Genomic DNA, 20,035 nt, shown 5'->3' on the forward strand with positions numbered 1-20,035 from the left:
ACTGTCACCCATCTGTGCCGGATACGAGCGGACGTAGCCGCTTGTCAATTGACTCGCGGGCACGGAATATCCGCGAGCGTACGGTTCCTATCGGGCAGTCCATCGCCTCAGCAATCTCCTCATAGGTGAGTCCCTCAAACTCGCGCAGCGTGATCGCGGTGCGCAGGTCATCCGGCAGATCCTCAATCGCGCTCACCACCGTCTCCTGTACCTGATCACGTTGCGCCAGCGATTCCGGCGACTCCTGATCCTTCAGACGCGACTCGATGTCATATCGTTCAGCGTCCTGGGCATCGATATCGCTATCGGGAGGCCGCCTGCCCTGCGAGACCAGGTAGTTCTTGGCGGTATTGATCCCGATTCGATAGAGCCATGTGTAGAAGCTGCTGTCGCCACGAAAACGGGGCAAGGCCCGATACGCCTTGATGAACGCCTCCTGGGAGACGTCCAGTGCTTCGGCGTGATCGTGTACATAGCGGGATATGAGCTTGACGAGCTTGTGCTGGTATTTGAGGACCAGCAGGTCAAAGGCTTTCTTATCGCCCGCCTGAACACGCTCTACCAACTCCTTGTCCGCATTAGCGGTACTCATTCACCCTCCGCGTTGACTCGTGAGTCTGGTAGAAGTTCAGGGACGCTGAGAGGCTATCCGATCCCCGGTCAGCCGGCAAACGCATCAGCGGCGGCCCACATCGCGGCGCAGCCGACGGTGGCCCTCACCACCCAGCGCATCGGCCGGGACGACCAGTGCCCGACGCGGGAACGTACCGCCGAGTGAGAGAACGACGAGCGCCGGCGAAACAAAGGCGTCCTCGAGACGCCGACGCTCCTCAGCGCCGTTATTCCGCCACAGGTAGACATCGCCGGATGACAGGACCGCAAACTCGCTGACCGCACCCGGCCGGCCCGGCCAATGTGACCGGATCGATTCGCCGGCCACAACCAGGGTCAACAGCACGGCCGACCATCGCAGGCCATCCGGTATTCCTGCCGTCAGCGCTACCACGCTGATCGTGAACCCGGGAAGTGCCAACAGCAGGATGCGTAGCGTTGGGCTAGGTATGAGTCGATAGACCGGAGACGCCCCGGACTCGGTTGACGATGTCGACAAAGGCACCCTCCGTGGGCCTTTCGCCATTAACCAGCCAGTCAATCAGATGGTCATCCTCACAGGCGAGCAGACGATCGAAATCGGCCCGTCCATCGGCATCCAATCCTTCCCAACCATCATGCGGCGCCTCCAGAAACCGGGTGAGCAGCCGATCCAGTTCGGTCGTCCCGCGCCGGCACCGCCAGCGCAGTCTCGACATCTCACTCATGGACCTTCGCCGCCCTACTGCCGAGCCACCATGAGGCGCTTGATCTCCGCAATCGCCTTGGCCGGGTTGAGCCCCTTGGGACAGGCGGAAGCGCAGTTCATGATTGTGTGGCAACGATAGAGCTTGAACGCATCATCAAGATCGTCCAGGCGACCTGCGGTGTCCTCGTCGCGACTGTCGGCAATCCAGCGATAGGCCTGCAGCAGCACCGCGGGGCCAAGGTAGCGATCCGGATTCCACCAGTAGCTCGGGCACGACGTCTGGCAGCAGGCGCAGAGGATGCACTCGTAAAGACCGTCCAGTTCTTCACGGTCTTCCGGACTCTGAAGACGCTCGCGATCCGGTGGCGTGGGCGTCTCAGTGCGCAGCCACGGCCGGATGGACGCATACTGGGCATAAAAGTGCGTCATATCCGGCACCAGATCTTTGACGACGCGCATCGACGGGAGCGGATAAATCCGAACGTCGCCGTCGATTTCATCAATGGACTGGATGCACGCCAGCGTGTTGCGACCATCGATATTCATCGCGCAGGACCCGCAGATTCCCTCGCGGCAGGAACGCCGGAAGGTCAGCGTCGGGTCGATCTCGTTTTTAATCTTCACCAGGGCATCGAGCACCATCGGCCCGCAGCTGTCCAGATCCACCTCGTAGGTGTCCAGACGTGGGTTCTGGCCACCGTCCGGCTCCCAGCGATAGACCTTGAACGTGCGGGTGTTGTCGACCCCGGTCGGAGCGGCGTAGTGCTCGCCCTTCTGGATTCTCGAATTGGGGGGCAATATGAACTGGGCCATGGCAAATCTCTCCTGGAGTCAGTACACGCGCTTCTTCGGGGGAATGACTTCCATCTCGTCCGTCAGCGTTGTCATGTGTACCGGCCGGTAATCAAGCTGAACGTCACCACTCTCCTGCAGCCAGGAGACCGTGTGCTTCATCCAGCTTTCGTCATCACGCTCGCTGTAATCCTCACGGGCATGCGCTCCGCGGCTTTCCTGACGGTTGAGCGCCGAGTCCATGCTGACCACAGCGTTACCGAGCAGGTTCTCGAGCTCCAGCGTCTCGACGAGGTCGGTATTCCAGATCAGCGAGCGATCGGAAAGCTTCACGTCATCGAGCATGGCGTGGACCTCATGAATCCGTGAGTGCCCCGTGGCAAGGGTCTCATCGGTGCGGAAGACGGCCGAGTATTCCTGCATGGTCTTTTGCATGTGCTCACGGATATCCGCCGTCGGATGACTGCCATCGGCATGGCGCAGCCGGTCAAGACGACTCACCGCATAGTCAGCACTATCGGCCGGCAGCGGCTTATGCTCGCCGGTCTCCGCAACGATCTCCGCCGCCCGGATCGCAGCGGCACGGCCGAACACCACCAGGTCAAGCAGTGAGTTGGACCCGAGCCGGTTGGCGCCATGCACCGAGATGCAGCCGGCCTCACCAATCGCCATCAGACCGGGCACCACGGCATCGGGATCACCGTCCCGCGGTGCAACCACCTCAGCCCGATAATTGGTCGGGATTCCGCCCATGTTGTAATGCACCGTCGGGAGAACCGGTATCGGCGACTTCGTCACGTCGACACCCGCGAAGATCTTGGCTGTCTCGGCGATACCCGGCAGCCGCTGATTGATCACATCCGGGCCCAGATGCTCGAGATGCAGGTGGATGTGATCGGCGTTCGGGCCAACGCCGCGGCCCTCGCGGATTTCCACCGTCATCGAGCGTGACACCACATCACGCGAGGCAAGATCCTTGGCGTTGGGTGCGTAGCGTTCCATGAAGCGCTCGCCGTCGGCATTGGTCAGATAGCCTCCCTCGCCCCGAACACCCTCGGTGATCAGGCAACCAGCGCCGTAGACACCGGTGGGATGGAACTGAGTGAACTCCATGTCCTGTAGCGGCAGTCCGGCCCGCAGGACCATGCCTCCGCCATCACCGGTGCAGGTATGCGCCGATGTGCAGGAGAACCAGGCCCGGCCATAGCCGCCCGTCGCCAGCACCACAATGTGCGCCCGGAAGCGGTGGATCCTGCCAGTCGCGAGCTCAAGGGCGATCACGCCCCGGCAGGCACCATTCTCCATGATCAGATCGAGTGCGAAGAACTCAATATGGAAATCGGCGGAATGGGCCATCGACTGCTGATAGAGCGTATGCAGGATGGCATGGCCAGTCCGGTCGGCCGCCGCACAGGTCCGCTGCGCCGTCCCTTCGCCATAACGCGTCGTCATGCCGCCGAAGGGCCGCTGGTAAATCTTGCCTTCCTCGGTCCGCGAAAAGGGCACGCCGTAGTGCTCGAGCTCGATGATCGCCGGGATGGCCTCCCGGCACATGTACTCGATGGCATCCTGATCGCCGAGCCAGTCTGACCCCTTGATCGTGTCGTAGGCATGCCAGCGCCAGTCGTCCTCACCCATGTTGCCAAGCGCGGCGCTCACGCCACCCTGCGCAGCGACGGTGTGGCTCCGGGTCGGGAAGACCTTGGTCACACAGGCGGTCTTGAGCCCTTTGGTGGCCATGCCGAAAGTCGCTCGCAGGCCAGCGCCACCGGCGCCCACCACCACAACGTCGTAACTATGATCGATAATCTCGTAATCGGTGCTCATCCAGTCAGCCTCCGAACGCAATCTTGAGTAGGGCGAAAATCGCCGAGACGGCCAGCAGGGCGGCGAGGAAACGCACGCCGGTGACCACCGCGAGCCTCACCCCCTTGTGACTGACGTAGTCCTCGAGCACCACCTGCAGGCCAAGTGAGGCGTGGTAGAACAGGACGCCAAAGGCAATGACCAGCATGACCGTGTTAACCGGGTTGCCAAGCCACGCCACGGTGCCTTCGTATCCGCCACCCGTGTGCGTCGCGAGGCCGACCACCAGCCAGAGCATCAGCGGCACCATGGCCACCGCGCTCAGCCGCTGCATCCACCAATGGGAGGCGCCGTGATGAGAGGCGCCCAGGCCCTGAGCGTGTTTGAGGGGAGTCCGGTAATCCATTGCTTTGCTCCTCAGACCAGGGCGATGAGCCAGGCGAACAATGTGAGCACGGCAGCTGCACCGATGGCGGCCTGGCCGGAGCGCTGTGCCGTTTTCAGATCGAACCCGTAGCCGACGTCCCACACCAGGTGCCGGATGCCATTACACAGGTGGTAGAACAGCACGAACGTCCACAGGAAGATCAGTGCCTGAACCGGCAGACTGCTGAGAATCGCATTCGCCGTTGCGTACGCCTCGGGGCCGGCGGCCGCGGCAATCACCCAGTAGACAAGGACCAGTGCGCCGCCCGAGAGCAGGACACCACTGATGCGGTGACTGATTGAGGTCAGCGCGGTGAACGGTAGTCGGTAGACTTGCAGGTGCGGCGAAAGGGGACGGTTATCCGAACTCATCTCAGCGCTCTCCAGGAGGTGGCCTGTGATTGGAATTATTCCCGTAAATTACGCTCAAGCAACGTTTCGCGCAATATCGCGGCAGTGCAGCAAAGCGAATCACTGGCACTCAGAAATCGGTGCAGCGGCCGTTGCTTTCCCAGTCGCCATAGCGCGTCGGCTCGGGGCCGCGATTGCCGCCGACTTCCCGCGGCCAGGTCTCCGGGCGCTGCCAGTCGACGGCCTCGCTGTCGGCGACATCCGTCCCTTCGGGCTGGTCGGCGGGCTCAGGGACAGCGTCAGGATCGTGGTTCTTTTCCGGATACTGATCAGTCATCGGTTTCACTCCAGGTACACGGGATAGGCGTCAAATGTCATCCTGTATGACAGTCGAGACGGTCATTCTATCCGCCCCCAGCTCGGAGCCGACCATGCGTGAACCCTGGAACACAATCCTCGCCCGATCGGCGGCGGCAGCGGCTGGCCCGCTGGCTACGCCGGATGAAATGGAAATGGCGCTCAGTGACAGCGGCGTCATCTGCCCTCTGCCCTCACTGGGCATGCTCCATGTCGCCGGCGACGATGCCATCGCCTTCCTCCAGAGCCAGCTCAGCCAGGATGTCGCCGGACTCACCGAATCAGACAGCACGCTGGCCGCCTGGTGTAATGCCAAGGGCCGTGCACGCGCAATCTTCCGCGTCGTTCCCAGTGACACCGGTCTGGTCCTGCTCGCCGATGCTGAATTGCTCGACGCCATCCGCCCGACCCTGCAGATGTTCATCCTGCGCTCGCAGGTCGCGCTGACCGATCTGGCTCCCGATGAGGGCGCACTGGGTATGGCCGGCCCCGCAGCCGCCACGCTGCTGACCGAGGCGGCCGGCTCGCTGCCCGAGCAGGCGGGCGGTGTCGTGCGCGCCGGTGACCTGCATGTGATCGCCCTCCCCGGGACGATGGCGATGCGCTATCTGGTCTCCGCCCCCACCGATCAACTGGCGGCATTCTGGGCACGCTACCGGGAGGCACTGACCGAGGGCCATGAGGACTTCTGGCAGCTGCAGGCAATCCGTGCGGGTCTGCCTGACCTCACCCGCCCCACCAGCGAATCGATCGTACCGACGATGCTCAACCTCGAGCCCCTCGGCGGCATCAGTTATGAAAAGGGCTGCTACCCCGGCCAGGAGGTGGTGGCACGCATGCACTATCGCGGCCAGCTCAAGCGCCGGCTCTACCGGGCCGCCGTCGCCGGCGATCCGCCCACCGCCGGCACCAGTATTGAGGATACCGAGGGTCACGAAGCAGGAATCGTCATCAATGCGGCCCCCGCTTCCGGTGACAGCAGCGAACTGCTCGCGGTGATGCGCATCGAAAAGGCGGAGAATGAACTGCAGGTCGACACGCGATCAATACAGCTACTCGATCTCCCCTACGCCCCGCCCCGCTGAGGGCATAATCGAACTAACAGGCGATGCCCATGCGTCTCTTGCGACTGCTCCTACCGGTGTTGATCCTGGCCGTGGCCGCCGGCGGCTACGTCTGGCTTGAACGGAGCGGGCCAACGCCGCCAGCGTCGGAGGTCGCCGAGCGGGAGTGGTTGGTGGACACGATCACGGTCCAGCCCGCCACCCACCACCCACGACTGACGCTGACCGGCGAAGTCGGCAACCCCGACCGCGTGCCGGTGAAGGCACCGCTGCAGGCGCGGGTGAAGGCGGTGCCGGTCACGGATGGCGAGGCCGTCGAGCCAGGCGAATTGCTGGTCGCGCTTGATCCGGCCGACTACGACCCCATCCTGCGCCGGGCCGAGGCCAACCTCGCCGACCTGGAAGCACAGCTCAGTCAGGCCCGCCGCGCCCACGACAGTGATCAGGCCGCACTGGCGATCGAACAGGCACTGGTCGATAACGCAGAGCGCTCCCTGGAGCGGACCCGCAACCTGCGCCAACGTGATCTCGCTTCGCCATCAGAGGTCGAGGCCGCGCGGGATGCAGTCAATCAGGCCCGCCTCGCGGTCACGGCAAGGGATGAGCGCGTGGCCACATTCGATGCCCGACTCGCATCCCTCAAGGCCCGCCGTGATGCCGCCCGCGCAGATGTCGCGGACGCTCGCCGCGATATCCAGCGCTCCCGTTTCGAAGCGCCTTCAACGGGACTGGTCGCGGACCGACAGGTGGCGGTTGGATCCCGGGTCAACGCCAACGAAACGCTGCTCACGTTCCTGCCCCGCGATGGATTCGAGGTGCGCGCCCTGATTCCCAGCCGCAACACGGGCATCCTCCTTCGGGCGCTGGCACGCAATGAACCGCCCCGGGCCGAGGCAGAAATGCTGGGTGACAACGTTGAGTTGCGGCTCGTGCGGCTTGCCGGTGAGGCCAGTCCCCGCGGGGTGGTCGGACTGTTCGAGTTCGAGTCACCCGGCGAACAGCTCCGTCCCGGGACCGTCATCAGCCTGGCGTTGGTGATGCCGGCCATCGACAATGCAATCGCTCTGCCGCGGAGCGCCCTGTACGGCAATGATCGGGTCTACCGGGTGCGCGACGGCGAGCTGGAGCGCGTCCTCGTCGAGCATCTCGGCACAACCCGGCTCAATGGCGAACAGCGCGCCCTGATCCGCAGCGATGACCTGTCGGCAGGCGACCGGATTGCCACCACGCAGCTACCCAATGCGGTATCGGGCCTGCGCGTTCGGCTCGATGAGAACACCGAGGCGACGCAGTGAGCGACACCCCGGGATTACTTGAGCGCTTCGCGCGGCATCGGGTCGCCGCCCATCTGGTCATGATCCTGATGATCCTTGGCGGGCTGTTCGCCATCTCGCGGATGAACGTACAGTTTTTTCCCAACTTTTCCATCGACGTGGTCACCGTCTCCGTTGTCTGGAGCGGCGCCTCGGCCGAGGACGTCGAACGCGGTATCACCGAGCCGCTTGAGGAACGGCTTCGGGCCGTTCCCGATGTCAGCAAGATGACCTCCACATCGGCTCAGGGCGTTGCCAGTATTACGCTTGAGTTCATTGAGGGGACAGACACGGTACTCGCCCTCGCTGACGTGCGTGAGCAGGTCGAGAGCTTCCGTAATCTGCCAGCGAACGCCGAGACACCGCAGATCAGCCGGGCGCCAGAGTTCGATCCCGTCGGTCGTGTCCTGATTCACGGCGATGTCGACCGATCAGCCCTTCTGTCCTGGGCCGATCAGTACGAACGCGAGCTGATTGATCGCGGCATCGACCGCATCACCGTCAATGGCGTACCCGAACAGCAGATCACCATCGCCGTTCCCTCCGAGCGGCTGCCACAGCTCGACCTCAGTCTCCCCGAGCTCTCCGAGCGAATCGCCAACCGATCGGCGGATATTCCCGCCGGGGAATTCGGCAGCGCCGATGGCGGGCGCGAGTTGCGCGCCGTCGAGCAGCGCCGCGGCGTGCTGGATTTCGCCGATCTCCCCGTTATCAGCGGCCCCCGCAGCGGGATCACCCTGGACTCGGTCGGCTCGATACGGGAAATGCCCCGCAGCGACTCGGTCCTTCTGCGCCACAAGGGTCAACCGGCCGTCGAGCTGGTCCTGCAGAGGGCCCAGCATGGCGACAGCCTGGTGTCGGCCCGTGCACTCGAGGAATGGGTCGCGGATACGCGGCCGCAGATGCCCTCGGCACTCGATCTAACGCTCTACGATCAGTCCTGGCAACTGATCCGTGATCGCATCAATCTGCTGGTGACCAACGGCCTTGGTGGACTGATCCTGGTCCTGATCCTGCTCTATCTGTTCCTCCCCGCCCGGGTCGCCTTCTGGGTGGCAGTGGGAATACCGTCAGCGTTCCTGGCCGCACTGGCTATCCTCTGGCTCATCGGCGGCAGTATCAACATGATCTCGCTTTTCGCCCTGATCATGGCTTTGGGCGTGATTGTTGATGACGCCATTGTGGTCGGCGAGGATGCCGATGCGCACTTTCGGGGGGGTGAGCCACCGCTGCTGGCCTCTGAGGGCGCCGCACGGCGGATGTTCTGGCCGGTCATGGCGTCATCGCTCACCACCGTCGCCGCCTTCATGCCCTTGCTGGTGGTGGGCGGCACGGTCGGCCAGATACTCCGCGACATTCCCATTGTCATGGTCTGTGTGATCGCGGCCTCACTGGTTGAGAGTTTTCTGGTCCTCCCAGGGCATCTGCGCGGCGCCTTCTCCGGGCGTGTCCGACCCGATAACGCGGCGGGCGCGGGCGCCCTGAGTCCGGGGGCGTGGCGAGCGGCCTTCGAGCGCGGCTTCGAGCGCTTTCGCAAGCGTTATTTCCGTAGCGCCGTACGCTTCGCAATCAGTCATCGCGCCGTTACCTTTTCAGTCGCGCTTGCGAGCGTGATCCTGGCAGTGGGACTGATCGCGAGTGGCCGGCTTGGGTTTACCTTTTTCCCCACGCCCGAATCGCAGATCGTCTACGCCAACGCGACCTTCGTCGCCGGCACCAATCGGGAGAAAATGGAACGCTTTCTCGATGAGCTCGAGCGGAGCCTCGCAGAAACCGAGTCACAGGCCGGCGAACCGCTCGTAGAGACCGCCATCACCCGAGCCGGCGGAACAATCGGCGGCGGAGGCGGCACGCAGGGCGACCAGCTCGGCTCGATGCTCGTCGAGCTCACGCCACCGGATGCCCGACAGACCCGGAACGCGGCATTCATCCGCAACTGGAAAGCCAATACCCAGGTACCGCCGGGCATGGAGAACTTCTCCGTTGCCTCGCGACAGGGCGGACCACCGGGCGCCGACCTGACGGTTCGACTCACTGGTCCGCAGACCGAGTCGCTGAAGGCGGCGGCGGTCTCGCTCACGGAGACCCTCGACGGCGTGCCGGGTGTGGTCGATGTCAGCGACGATCTCCCGTATGGGCGTCAGCAGGTCACCTTCTCAGTGAACGCGCAGGGTCGGGCGCTGGGGCTGACGACGCAGGATGTTGGTGCCCAGCTCCGGGGCGCCTATGACGGCGTGCTAAGCCAGATCTTTCAGTCCGGACCCGACGAGATGGAGGTCCGTGTCGTGCTGCCGCGCGATGAACAGCGCCAGATCGCGTCACTGGCCGACCTCAGCATCCGCACTCCCGAGGGGCGCTTCGTGCCCGTCATGCAGGTCGTCGACCTGGATGCCCAGCGCGGGTTTGAGGCGATCCGCCATGCCGAGGGGCGTCGGGCGGTCCAGGTCTCCGCCTCACTCGACCGCGAGACCGCCAATGCCGAGAACCTGATCGGATCGCTGCGTGGCGGGACGCTGCCCCGGCTCGCCGAGCGCCATGGCATTGATTACAGCTTCCAGGGCCGCCAGGCCGATCAGCGCGACACCCTGGCGGATATGCAGTTCGGTCTCTATCTGGGACTGGCGCTGATGTTCATCGTGCTGGTGTGGGTCTTTTCCGCCTGGACACTGCCCCTGATCGTCATGCTGGTGATCCCGCTGGGCCTGGTTGGCGCCATTTTCGGACACTGGCTGATGAGCATTGAACTGACGGTTCTATCGCTGTTTGGCCTGTTCGGGCTCTCCGGCATCGTCGTCAACAATGCCATCATCCTGGTGACGTTCTACCGCGATCAGCTCGCCGAGGGTCTCGCCGTCAACGCCGCGCTCGAGGAAGCGGCGGTGCGCCGTGTCCGCGCCGTCATGCTGACATCGCTGACCACGATCGGCGGATTGACGCCACTACTGTTCGAGACCTCGCTGCAGGCGCAATTCCTGATCCCGATGGCGACTTCCATCGCCTTCGGTCTCGCCTACTCTACCCTGCTGGTGCTCTTCGTCATCCCCGCCCTGCTCTCAGGCCGTGCCTCGATCCAGCAACGACTCGCCCGCTGGCGTGAGGCCCTGGCCTAGTCGCGGGGGCGCATCGCGGGGAACAGAAGGACATCGCGGATCGAGGCACTGTCGGTAAGCAGCATCACCAGGCGGTCGATACCGATCCCCTCTCCCACCGTGGGCGGCATCCCGTATTCGAGCGCGCGGATGTAATCGGCGTCATAGTGCATCGCCTCTTCATCCCCCGCGGCCATTTCCTCTGCCTGACGACGGAAACGGCGCGCCTGATCCTCGGCGTCATTCAGCTCCGAGAAACCGTTCGCGATCTCACGGCCGGCGACGATGAGCTCGAAACGCTCAGTCACGCCCGGGTCGTCATCACGGGGGCGGGCAAGCGGAGAGACCTCCACCGGATAGTCGGTCACAAAGGTCGGCTGGATCAACGCTGATTCGGCCGTCTTTTCAAAGACTTCAAGCAGGATCTTGCCCGCTCCCCACTGCGACTGGATGTTGATGCCAAGTGACTCGGCGTAGCGCGCGAGAGCCGCCGGATCGTCGACGTCAGTGCCTAGCGCGGGATTATGCTCGATCACCGCCTCGCGAACGCTGACGCGCTTGAAAGCCGGCGCCAGATCAATCCCCTCGCCTTGCCACTCGATTTGCTCGCTACCAACCACCTCACGGGCGAGCTGGCGCAGCAGTATCTCGGTGAAGTCCATTGCATCCCGATAATCGGCGTAGGCCTGATAGAACTCGAGCATCGTGAATTCAGGGTTATGCCGGGTCGAGACGCCCTCATTGCGGAAGTTACGATTGATTTCGTAAACGCGCTCGATGCCACCGACCACCAGGCGCTTGAGGTAGAGCTCTGGGGCGACCCGCAGATAGAGATCGATATCCAGGGCGTTGTGGTGGGTCACGAAGGGCCGTGCCGCCGCGCCGCCCGGAATGGGCTGCATCATTGGCGTCTCCACCTCTAGGAATCGGCGCTCGTGGAAGGCGTCCCGGATGGTGCGGATGATCCGGCTGCGCATCGTGAAGACGCGCTGTGCCTCCGGGTTGGTCATAAGATCCAGATAGCGCTGCCGGTAGCGGGCCTCGGTGTCGCCGAGCCCGTGATACTTATCCGGCAGGGGGCGGAGCGACTTGGTCAGCAGTCGCAGCCCGTCGCAGTGGACCGACAGCTCGCCGGTCTGGGTGCGCATGAGCGTACCGGCTGCGCCGACGATATCGCCGGCATCCCAGCCCTTGAACGCCGGATAGACATCGGCGGGCAGATCATCACGACGCACGAAAAGCTGGATATCCCCGGACATATCCCGGAGGGTGGCAAAGCTCGCCTTGCCCATGACCCGCTTACGAATCAGCCGACCGGCGATCTGCACCCGCGTCGGTTCGGCCGCCAACTGCGCGGCGTCCTGATCGGCGCAGCGCGACTGCAGATCCGCTGCCATCGCATCGCGCCGGAAATCATTGGGGAATGCCGCCCCGACCGCGCGCCACTCATCGAGCTTGCGGCGCCGTTCGGCGATCAGACGGTGTTCGTCCTGCTCTTCAGCCATGCTGTTCTCTTTCCACGAATCGTCGGGCGCGTCACCGACCTACAGGCCGGCCTTGAGACTCGCCTCTATGAATGGATCCAGACCACCGTCCAGCACGGCCTGGGTGTTACCGACCTCGACCCCAGTACGCAGATCCTTGATCCGGCTCTGGTCGAGGACATAAGAGCGGATCTGACTCCCCCAGCCAATGTCGGACTTGGAATCCTCCACCGCCGCTGCCTGTTCCCGCTGGGCCTCCATCTCACGCTCATAGAGCCTGGCGCGTAGCTGCTTCATGGCTGTGGCCCGGTTTTTGTGCTGTGAGCGGTCGTTCTGACACTGCACCACAATCCCGGTCGGTTGATGGGTAATCCGCACCGCTGATTCGGTCCGGTTGACGTGCTGGCCACCCGCACCGCTTGCCCGGTAGACATCGATCCGCAGATCGGACGGATCAACCTCGATATCCACGTTCTCGTCGATCTCGGGGCTCACGAACACCGACGCAAAGGAGGTATGGCGACGGTTGCCCGAATCGAAGGGTGACTTGCGCACCAGCCGGTGGACGCCCGTCTCGGTGCGCAGCCAGCCAAAGGCATATTCGCCCTCGACCCGGATCGTTGCACTTTTCAGGCCCGCCTGATCGCCCGCCGATACCTCGATGAGCTCAGCCGTGAAACCCTTGTGTTCGATCCAGCGCAGATACATCCGCAGTAGCATGTCCGCCCAGTCCTGGGCCTCTGTACCACCGGAGCCGGCCTGGATATCCACAAACGCATTGGTGGGATCCATCTCGCCGGAGAACATACGCCGGAACTCAAGACTCTGGATCAACCGCTCGTGGGCGGCGAGATCCGCTTCCACTGAGGCGAGCGTCTCGGCATCGTCCTCTTCGCGGGCCATCTCAAGCAGCTCGCCGGCCTCATCCAGGCCACTACTCAGACCCCGCATCTGGCCCACCAGCCGATCCAGGGACGCGCGTTCGCGATTCAGGTCCTGAGCGCGTTCGGGATTGTTCCAGACATCGGGCTGTTCGAGCTCACGGGTGACCTCTTCGAAGCGTTCTTCCTTTTCCGTGAGGTCAAAGATACCCCCTCAGGGACTCATTACGTCCCTTGAGATCGTCGAGCTGGCTGGCGAGCTGGTTACTGTCGAGCACGATATTCCTCTTGTCTGTCAGTGAATCAGTGGGGGCTCAGCGAACCGATTCCCACGCGCGGGCGAGGCGCTTCTCAGAGACCCGCTCGCGGGTGCCGAGATCCTGGGCGAACAGCGAGATCCGGTACTCCTCGATGAGCCAGCGGACCTGCTCGAGCGCCGGGTCACGAATCGCCCGGCGGGCATGCCGGGCAAGCGCATCGTCGAGGCGACGCTGATGCGGCTGAATGCTTGCCAGACCAGCCTGATCGCGGCTCGGATCCCGCTTCAAACGCTCGACCCGGCGTTCGATCCCGGTCAGATACCGGGGCAGGTCCTCGAGTCGGGCCGGAACCGTATCGAGCAGGAAGCCCGGATAGACCAGACCGTCCAGCTGCTGGCGGATATCCCGATAGCTGTCCACCATTCCCAACGGAATATCCCCCTTGAGCGCGCGTCGTACCCGCTTTTGCCGCGCAAGGATATCAGAGACGCGGTCGCGGAGCTGCTCGGCGCGGGGGACCACGGCAGTACGCCCGTACTCGCAGACCTCAAGCCAGCCTGCCCGATCCCGCGGCACCGTCGCGGCGAGGAAGACCTGATGAAAAACGGCCTGGGCGAACTCGCGCTTGAGGGCATCGGCGTCACCGACGTCGCGATAGTCGATCGCCATGCGATCGAGCCCCTCCAGACCCCGGCGGAGATGGCGTGCCTGCTGCGCAAAGCGTTTCATGAGCAGCAGTCGGACGCCGCTCCGATGGGCGGCCGCGGCCCGTTCAGGCCCGTCCAGCAGCCGCAGGGCGACCTCATTGCCCTCGGCGCACAGCGCCGGATAGCCCTGCAGCTCAATACCACCCTGTGTGAACGGGACGCGATCAGGCAGATCACCGATATCCCAGTCGGTGATGCCCGTGCGCTCAAAGCCACTGTCCGCCGGTGCGCTGAAATCGGCCCTCGCATGATCGGCATGGACGCGCTGCAGCGCGGGCAGATCACGGCCGCTATCTAGTCGCCCGCCCCCCTCATCAAGCACCTCGAAGCGCATCTGCAGATGATCCGGCAGGACCAGCTCATCCCAGATCCCGCCAGGGATATCGATGCCGGTCATACGCCGTAATTCATCGCGTACGGCCGATTCCAGCGAACCGGTGCGCGCCGGCAACGATTCGAGGACCGCCCGGGCGAAGTCAGGCACTGGCACGAAATGCCGCCGCAGTGACTTCGGTAGCGCGCGTATCAGGGTGATGACCTTTTCCTCGAGCAGGCCCGGCACCAGCCACTCGAATGGTTCGGGGACAAGCGCATTCAGCGCGGCCACCGGTATACAGACGCTGACGCCGTCGACTTCACTCCCCGGAGAGAACGAATAGCGCAGTGGTAGATGGATACCGTTTACAGCCAGCGTGTCCGGATAGTCGGCGGCGCCTTCGGATACGCCGCGCGCCATCAACTGCTCGCGGTCGAGCCGCAATGGGGTGTCATCGCCCCCCTCGCGCAGCCAGCGATCGAGGCTCGGGCCATCGACGACCGTCTCGGGCAGTGCGGCCTCATAGAACGCCGCCAGTGCCTCAGTATCCACCAACACATCGCGTCGTCTGGCCTTGGCTTCGAGGGTCTCGACCTCGGCGATCAAGGCCTGATTGGCCTGCAGAAAGGCCGGTGGATCAGGCGGGGGATCACCCAGCAGGCCATCGCGGATGAATATCGACCGCGCCTCCCGCGGCGCGACCCGAGCATGGTCAACCTTGCGGCCGCTGACGATCGGCAGCCCGTAGAGCGTGGCATCCTCGCGCCCGAATACCTTGCCCTTGTGCGCATCCCACCATGGATCATGATAGCGGTGCTTGAGCAGATGACCGGCCAGCGGTTCGATCCACTCCGGTCGTACCTCAGCCACTACCCGGGCGAATACCCGACGGGTCTCCACCAGCTCCGCGGCCATGATCCAGCGCGGCCGTTTGCGGGCGACGCCGGATCCAGGGTGGATCGCAAGCTTGAGCTCCCGCGGGCCCCGATACTCCTCGCCCTCCTCGCGGCGGGCGATATTCGACAGAAAGCCGCTGAGTAGTGCCCGATGGATCGCCACCGGCTTGGCTGGCGTGTCGTTCTCCACCCGCTCCATGTCACGCATCAGGCGATGCAGCTGGGCATGCGTGTCCGCCCATTCCCGCATTCGCACATGGGAGAGGAAGTGCTCGTGACACCAGGCCTGCAGCTTGCGGCGACTCAGGTGATGGGCCTGCTCGCGATAGGCATCCCAGAGCCGCAGCAAGCCACCGAAATCCGATTGCTTGTCCTGCCAGGCGGAGTGGGCCGCGTCGGCGGCCTCACGCCGGTCCATCGGCCGTTCCCGCGGGTCCTGTACCGACAGTGCCGCGGCGAGCACCAACAGCTCGCGGAGCGCGCCCTCGCGATCACCGGCGAACAGTATACGGGCGATCCGTGGGTCGACCGGCAGGCGCGCCAGCTGGCGGCCCAGTCGCGACAGATTCTGGCGCTTATTGAGGGCGCCCAGTTCGTCGAGGAGCTTCAGCCCGTCTTTCACATAGCGCGGATCGGGTGGCTCGATGAACGGAAACCGCTCAATGGCACCCAGACGCAGGTGTTTCATCTGCAGGATGACCGATGCCAGATTGGTCCGCAGGATCTCCGGATCCGTGAACCGCGGCCGGGCCTCGAAATCGGCCTGATCGTAGAGCCGTATACAGACGCCCGGTCCCTCCCGCCCGCAACGACCGGCCCGCTGGTCGGCACTCGACTGGGCAACCGGCTCCACCGGCAGGCGTTGGACCTTGGTGCGATAACTGTAGCGGCTGATCCGCGCGAGTCCGCTGTCCACCACATAACGAATGCCCGGGACCGTCAGCGAGGTCTCGGCGACATTGGTGGCCAACACAATGCGACGGCCGCGATGGGGTGCGAAAACGCGTTGCTGCTCGGCGGCGGACAGCCGCCCGAAAAGCGGCAGAATCTCGGTCTGGGGCGGATGGTGCTTGCGCAGCGCCTCGGCGCAGTGGCGGATCTCACGCTCGCCGGGCAGAAACACCAGAACGTCCCCCCGCCCCAGTCCGGCCAGCTCGTCGACTGCCTCCAGCACACCCTGGCGCAGACTGCGCTCGCGCTCATCCTCGGATTGTTCCACCAGTGGCCGGTAGCGGACCTCGACCGGGTAGGTCCGCCCCGAGACCTCAATGACCGGGGCATCGTCGAAGTGTCGGGAAAAACGGGCCGGATCGATGGTCGCTGAGGTAATGATCACCCGCAGATCCGGCCGCTGCGGTAGCAGCCGCTTGATGTAGCCGAGCAGAAAGTCGATGTTGAGGCTGCGCTCATGGGCCTCGTCAATGATGAGGGTGTCATAACCCTCAAGGCGCTCGTCGGCCTGCGTTTCGGCGAGCAGCATGCCGTCGGTGAGCAGCTTGACCCGGGTCTGTAGGCGGGTCTGATCGCTGAATCGCACGCGGTAGCCGACACCACTGCCCACGTCCGTCGCGCATTCCTCGGCAACGCGGGTCGCGAGGCTGCGGGCAGCGATACGCCGGGGTTGGGTATGGGCGATCACGCCCTCGACGCCGCGTCCGAGATCGAGCATCAGCTTGGGCAGCTGTGTGCTCTTTCCCGAGCCTGTCTCGCCGCAGATCACCACCACCTGATGATCGCGTACCGTCGCCTTGATCTCCTCGGCGTGCTCGAGGACCGGTAGATCGAGATTGTAGTCGGGACGCAGCTGGACCGACTCGCGGGCGGTCCGCGCCTGTGCCTGCCGCTGGGGCGATTGGCTGGATCGACGCCTAGCCATTCCCACCTTCGTGCGGGGTCGGGGATGCCGGGCCGGATCGCCGACGCGAGCGGGGCGCCGACTGGGGCTCGAACCGCAGCGCCTCGATCTCCCAGTGATGCCCATCGCAGGCCAGCAGGAGGCAGCCCGGACCACCGTTGGTGCGCGTACGACCAGCCGCCCCCGGGTTCAGCACCCATGGTGTCTCGCGCTGGTCGATGCACTGGCGGTGGCTGTGGCCGTAGACAACGGCACGGCAGTCGGCGAATTGATGGCGATAGCGGCGATGGCGCTGTTCAAGCGTTCCACCATCGTCGCCGTGGACGAGCTTGATCCGGCCCCCGGGCAGATCCACGGTCGCGTCGCCGGGTAGGTTGGCGAGCATATCGCGCTCGGCATCCGCCCAGTGGTCGGGATCATCGTTATTACCGCGGATCGCCACGGCCTCATGCCGCGGGTGCATGGCAAAGAGCACGTCGACGCCGCCGACATCACCGGCATGGAGCGCGATATCACACCCCCGGATCTGATCGGCGATGCGCTGATCGAGAAAACCATGGGTGTCGGCGAGAATAGCGACCCGGGTGGTGTGATCGGTCATGCCCGCGCGAAGCCCCCGGCGATGGCGGCCGCCAGCGCGTCATAGTCGTTCGTGACCGGGAACTGCGGAAACGCCTCGGTGACGTTATCCGGCGCGTGGAAAAACACCCCCTGCTCAGCAGCGGCGAGCATGCTGGTGTCGTTGAAGGAGTCACCAGCGGCCACCACTGAAAAGTTCAGAGCCCGCAATGCATCCACGGCGGCGCGCTTGTGATCCGGCATCCGCAGTCGATAGCCGGTGATCTGCCCGTCATCGCGGGTCTCGAGCTGATGACAGAAAAGCGTCGGCCAGTTCAGCTGCCGCATCAGTGGCCAGGCGAACTCATAGAATGTGTCGGACAGGATGATCACCTGGTAGTGCGTGCGTAGCGAGTCAAGGAATGCCCGCGCACCGGCGAGTGGTGTCATTTCATCAATCACTGCCTGGATATCCGGCAGACCCAGGCCATGGGTCGCCAGTGTATCGATGCGCATGCGCATCAGCTCATCGTAATCGGCGACGTCACGCGTCGTCGCGCTGAGCGCGTCGATACCGGTCAGCGCCGCGAAGTCGATCCATATTTCCGGGACGAGCACGCCCTCGAGATCGAGACAGACGATATTCACTGGGGATTTTTCCTCTTCCAAAGGCTCGCGGACGGTACGATTTTTCCACCCGGGCTGCAAGGCGTTGAACTTCCGTGACAATGCCCTCATCCAATGACATATTGATAGCAGTTGCATCATTGTTCCAACGGAGGTAAGCAACGATGGCCCAGGATTTCCGCACTTCGATTGCCGGCAATCGCTCAACCGGTAACTCGGTGCTGGCGACTAACAAGGTGCTTCGCAACACCTACGCGCTTTTGTCGCTGACGCTCGTGTTCAGCGCGGCCATGGCAGGCGTCGCGATGGCCACCAACGCACCGCCGATGCACTGGCTCATGGTGCTGGGTGGTTACTTCGGCCTGCTGTTCCTGACGACCTGGCTGCGTAACAGCGTCTGGGGACTGGCCAGCGTGTTCGCACTGACCGGGTTCATGGGCTTCACGCTTGGTCCCATTGTCAGCCTCTATATCGGCGCTTTCAGTAATGGCGCCGAGCTGGTGATGATGGCACTGGGTGGTACCGGCATGATCTTCCTTGGTCTGTCCGCCTACGCCCTGACGACCCAGCGCGACTTCAGCTTCATGCGTGGGTTCATCTTTGCAGGTGTCCTGGTGGCGTTCGCCGGTTCCATCATCGCCGTGCTGTTTTCCATTCCGGCGCTTTCACTGGCCGTAAGCGCGGCGTTTGTTGTGCTGATGAGCGCGCTGATCCTCTACCAGACCAGCGAGATCATCAACGGTGGCGAGACCAACTACATCATGGCGACGATCACGTTGTATGTAACCATCTACAACCTGTTCCTCAGCCTGCTGCAGCTGCTTGCCGCTTTCGCCGGCGAGCGCTGATCGAACGCGGCGTTCCGACGTCGATACGACCCCGTCCGATCATCGATCAGGCGGGGTTTTTTATCTCCAGAAGGTCTATCATAGGGAGCCAACAGACGCTCTATGAATAACGACCATGAAACTCAACCAGCTCCGCTACATCGTCGAAGTGGCTCGGCGCGGCCTGAATGTGTCGGCGGCCGCCGATGCGCTCTATACCTCGCAGCCGGGTGTCAGCAAACAGATCCGCATGCTCGAAGAGGAGCTCGGCGTACCGATTTTCGAGCGCAGCGGCAAGCACTTCACTGGCCTGACCCGTCCCGGACAACAGGTACTCGCAGCGGCTGAACGAACGTTGGCGGAAACCGCGGGCATTCAGTCAATCGCCGCAGAATTCGCGGACGACCAGAGTGGCAGTCTGAGTATTGCCACAACTCACACCCAGGCACGACACGCCCTGCCGGAGGCCGTCCGCCGGTTCCGGGCCTCCTACCCGCGGGTCAGCCTGCACTTCCATCAGGGCACTCCCACACAGATCGCAGAGATGGCGACTGCCGGTGAAGTGGACTTCGCCATCGCCACCGAGGCGCTGGAGCTCTACGAGGATCTGGTCATGCTGCCGTGCTATCGCTGGAACCGGAGCGTGATCGTGCCGCGGGGGCATCCGCTCTGCGACGCTCGCGAGCTGACCCTGGAGGCAGTGGCCGAGCATCCCCTGGTCACGTACGTGTTCGGCTTCACCGGGCGGTCGCGGCTGGATGCGGCATTTACGGCCCGGGGGCTATCACCCGATGTGGTCTTCACCGCGACCGACTCGGAGGTGATCAAAACCTATGTCCAACTCGGGCTGGGTGTCGGCATCATGGCGAGCATGGCCTTCGATCCAAAGCGTGATGAGGGGTTGGTCGCCCTCGATGCAAGTCATCTTTTCGAGGCCAGCACCACGCAGATCGGTTTCCGTCGCAGTGCCTACATGCGTGGCTATATGTTTTCGTTCATCGAGACGTTTGCGCCGCATCTCGATTCGGCCGTTGTGCAGCAGGCCATTGAGGCACGCACACCGGGGCAGCGTGAGGCCCTGGAGCGGGAACTCGAACCGCTGCTTGATTCGACTCACCAATAGGAC

18 protein-coding genes are annotated in these 20,035 nt (G+C 63.8%); 5 read left to right on the top strand and 13 right to left on the bottom strand.

The features are described from left to right. Positions 1 to 4: 4 nt before the first annotated feature. From rpoE to SPICUR_RS06190, 8 genes are all read right to left on the bottom strand, one after another. Positions 5 to 592: an RNA polymerase sigma factor RpoE gene (gene rpoE, locus SPICUR_RS06155; RefSeq protein WP_023367152.1), complete on the bottom strand. Its 588-nt coding sequence runs from the start codon at positions 590 to 592 to the stop codon at positions 5 to 7. Positions 593 to 676: 84 nt separating this feature from the next. Then, positions 677 to 1,033 carry a hypothetical protein gene (locus SPICUR_RS06160; protein WP_023367154.1) on the bottom strand — a complete coding sequence of 119 codons (357 nt, stop codon included), beginning with the start codon at positions 1,031 to 1,033 and terminating at the stop codon, positions 677 to 679. Positions 1,034 to 1,055: 22 nt separating this feature from the next. Next, a complete protein-coding gene (locus tag SPICUR_RS06165) occupies positions 1,056 to 1,319 on the bottom strand; it encodes an FAD assembly factor SdhE (RefSeq protein WP_041381769.1) in 264 nt (87 codons plus the stop codon). Positions 1,320 to 1,333: 14 nt separating this feature from the next. Further along, on the bottom strand, positions 1,334 to 2,113 hold the full coding sequence (locus SPICUR_RS06170) for a succinate dehydrogenase iron-sulfur subunit (protein ID WP_023367158.1): 780 nt from the start codon (positions 2,111 to 2,113) through the stop codon (positions 1,334 to 1,336). Between the two features lie 18 nt (positions 2,114 to 2,131). Beyond that, positions 2,132 to 3,919 (bottom strand): succinate dehydrogenase flavoprotein subunit, encoded by a 1,788-nt coding sequence (gene sdhA, locus SPICUR_RS06175; protein ID WP_023367160.1) that lies wholly within the window; start codon positions 3,917 to 3,919, stop codon positions 2,132 to 2,134. 4 nt (positions 3,920 to 3,923) lie between these two features. Continuing rightward, on the bottom strand, positions 3,924 to 4,304 hold the full coding sequence (gene sdhD, locus SPICUR_RS06180; RefSeq protein ID WP_041381771.1) for a succinate dehydrogenase, hydrophobic membrane anchor protein: 381 nt from the start codon (positions 4,302 to 4,304) through the stop codon (positions 3,924 to 3,926). 11 nt (positions 4,305 to 4,315) lie between these two features. Beyond that, a complete protein-coding gene (gene sdhC, locus SPICUR_RS06185; RefSeq protein ID WP_023367164.1) occupies positions 4,316 to 4,696 on the bottom strand; it encodes a succinate dehydrogenase, cytochrome b556 subunit in 381 nt (126 codons plus the stop codon). Between the two features lie 109 nt (positions 4,697 to 4,805). Next, a complete protein-coding gene (locus SPICUR_RS06190; RefSeq protein ID WP_023367166.1) occupies positions 4,806 to 5,012 on the bottom strand; it encodes a DUF1674 domain-containing protein in 207 nt (68 codons plus the stop codon). A 46-nt stretch (positions 5,013 to 5,058) separates the two neighbouring features. On the opposite strand from SPICUR_RS06190, the gene ygfZ reads away from it, so the two are divergent. Genes ygfZ through SPICUR_RS06205 form a run of 3 tightly spaced genes read left to right on the top strand, consistent with a single transcriptional unit; the run spans position 5,059 to position 10,519 of the window. Then, the gene (gene ygfZ, locus SPICUR_RS06195; protein ID WP_237220319.1) at positions 5,059 to 6,117 is read left to right on the top strand and encodes a CAF17-like 4Fe-4S cluster assembly/insertion protein YgfZ; all 1,059 of its coding nucleotides are present in this window, start codon (positions 5,059 to 5,061) and stop codon (positions 6,115 to 6,117) included. A gap of 29 nt (positions 6,118 to 6,146) precedes the next feature. Then, positions 6,147 to 7,391, top strand: coding sequence for an efflux RND transporter periplasmic adaptor subunit (locus SPICUR_RS06200; protein ID WP_041381773.1), 1,245 nt, complete (start codon positions 6,147 to 6,149; stop codon positions 7,389 to 7,391). After that, positions 7,388 to 10,519: an efflux RND transporter permease subunit gene (locus SPICUR_RS06205; RefSeq protein WP_023367172.1), complete on the top strand. Its 3,132-nt coding sequence runs from the start codon at positions 7,388 to 7,390 to the stop codon at positions 10,517 to 10,519. Before SPICUR_RS06200 ends, SPICUR_RS06205 begins: the two co-directional genes overlap by 4 nt. Here the strand turns inward: SPICUR_RS06205 and lysS are convergent. From lysS to thrH, 5 genes are all read right to left on the bottom strand, one after another. After that, complete coding sequence (gene lysS, locus SPICUR_RS06210; protein WP_023367174.1) at positions 10,516 to 12,003, bottom strand: lysine--tRNA ligase; 1,488 nt, start codon at positions 12,001 to 12,003, stop codon at positions 10,516 to 10,518. The two genes, SPICUR_RS06205 and lysS, sit on opposite strands and share 4 nt — an antisense overlap. 39 nt (positions 12,004 to 12,042) lie before the next feature. Continuing rightward, a protein-coding gene (prfB, locus tag SPICUR_RS06215) for a peptide chain release factor 2 (RefSeq protein ID WP_148291327.1) occupies positions 12,043 to 13,141 on the bottom strand; the annotation gives its coding sequence in 2 pieces (ribosomal slippage) (positions 12,043 to 13,065 and positions 13,067 to 13,141; 1,098 coding nt in all). A gap of 36 nt (positions 13,142 to 13,177) precedes the next feature. After that, complete coding sequence (gene hrpA / locus SPICUR_RS06220; protein ID WP_023367178.1) at positions 13,178 to 16,918, bottom strand: ATP-dependent RNA helicase HrpA; 3,741 nt, start codon at positions 16,916 to 16,918, stop codon at positions 13,178 to 13,180. Beyond that, a complete protein-coding gene (locus SPICUR_RS06225; RefSeq protein WP_023367180.1) occupies positions 16,911 to 17,498 on the bottom strand; it encodes a metallophosphoesterase family protein in 588 nt (195 codons plus the stop codon). The genes hrpA and SPICUR_RS06225 overlap by 8 nt, the downstream gene beginning before the upstream one ends. Next, positions 17,495 to 18,103 carry a bifunctional phosphoserine phosphatase/homoserine phosphotransferase ThrH gene (thrH, locus tag SPICUR_RS06230; RefSeq protein ID WP_023367182.1) on the bottom strand — a complete coding sequence of 203 codons (609 nt, stop codon included), beginning with the start codon at positions 18,101 to 18,103 and terminating at the stop codon, positions 17,495 to 17,497. The genes SPICUR_RS06225 and thrH overlap by 4 nt, the downstream gene beginning before the upstream one ends. 143 nt (positions 18,104 to 18,246) lie before the next feature. Here thrH and SPICUR_RS06235 point away from each other — a divergent pair, with 143 nt between their 5' ends. Both SPICUR_RS06235 and cysB read left to right on the top strand, forming a co-directional pair. Then, positions 18,247 to 18,930, top strand: coding sequence for a Bax inhibitor-1/YccA family protein (locus SPICUR_RS06235; RefSeq protein WP_023367184.1), 684 nt, complete (start codon positions 18,247 to 18,249; stop codon positions 18,928 to 18,930). 115 nt (positions 18,931 to 19,045) lie between these two features. Further along, positions 19,046 to 20,032 (top strand): HTH-type transcriptional regulator CysB, encoded by a 987-nt coding sequence (gene cysB, locus SPICUR_RS06240; RefSeq protein WP_023367186.1) that lies wholly within the window; start codon positions 19,046 to 19,048, stop codon positions 20,030 to 20,032. Positions 20,033 to 20,035 lie beyond the last annotated feature (3 nt).

The sequence above is a fragment of the Spiribacter curvatus genome (assembly GCF_000485905.1).
GTDB classification, from domain to species: Bacteria; Pseudomonadota; Gammaproteobacteria; order Nitrococcales; family Nitrococcaceae; genus Spiribacter; species Spiribacter curvatus.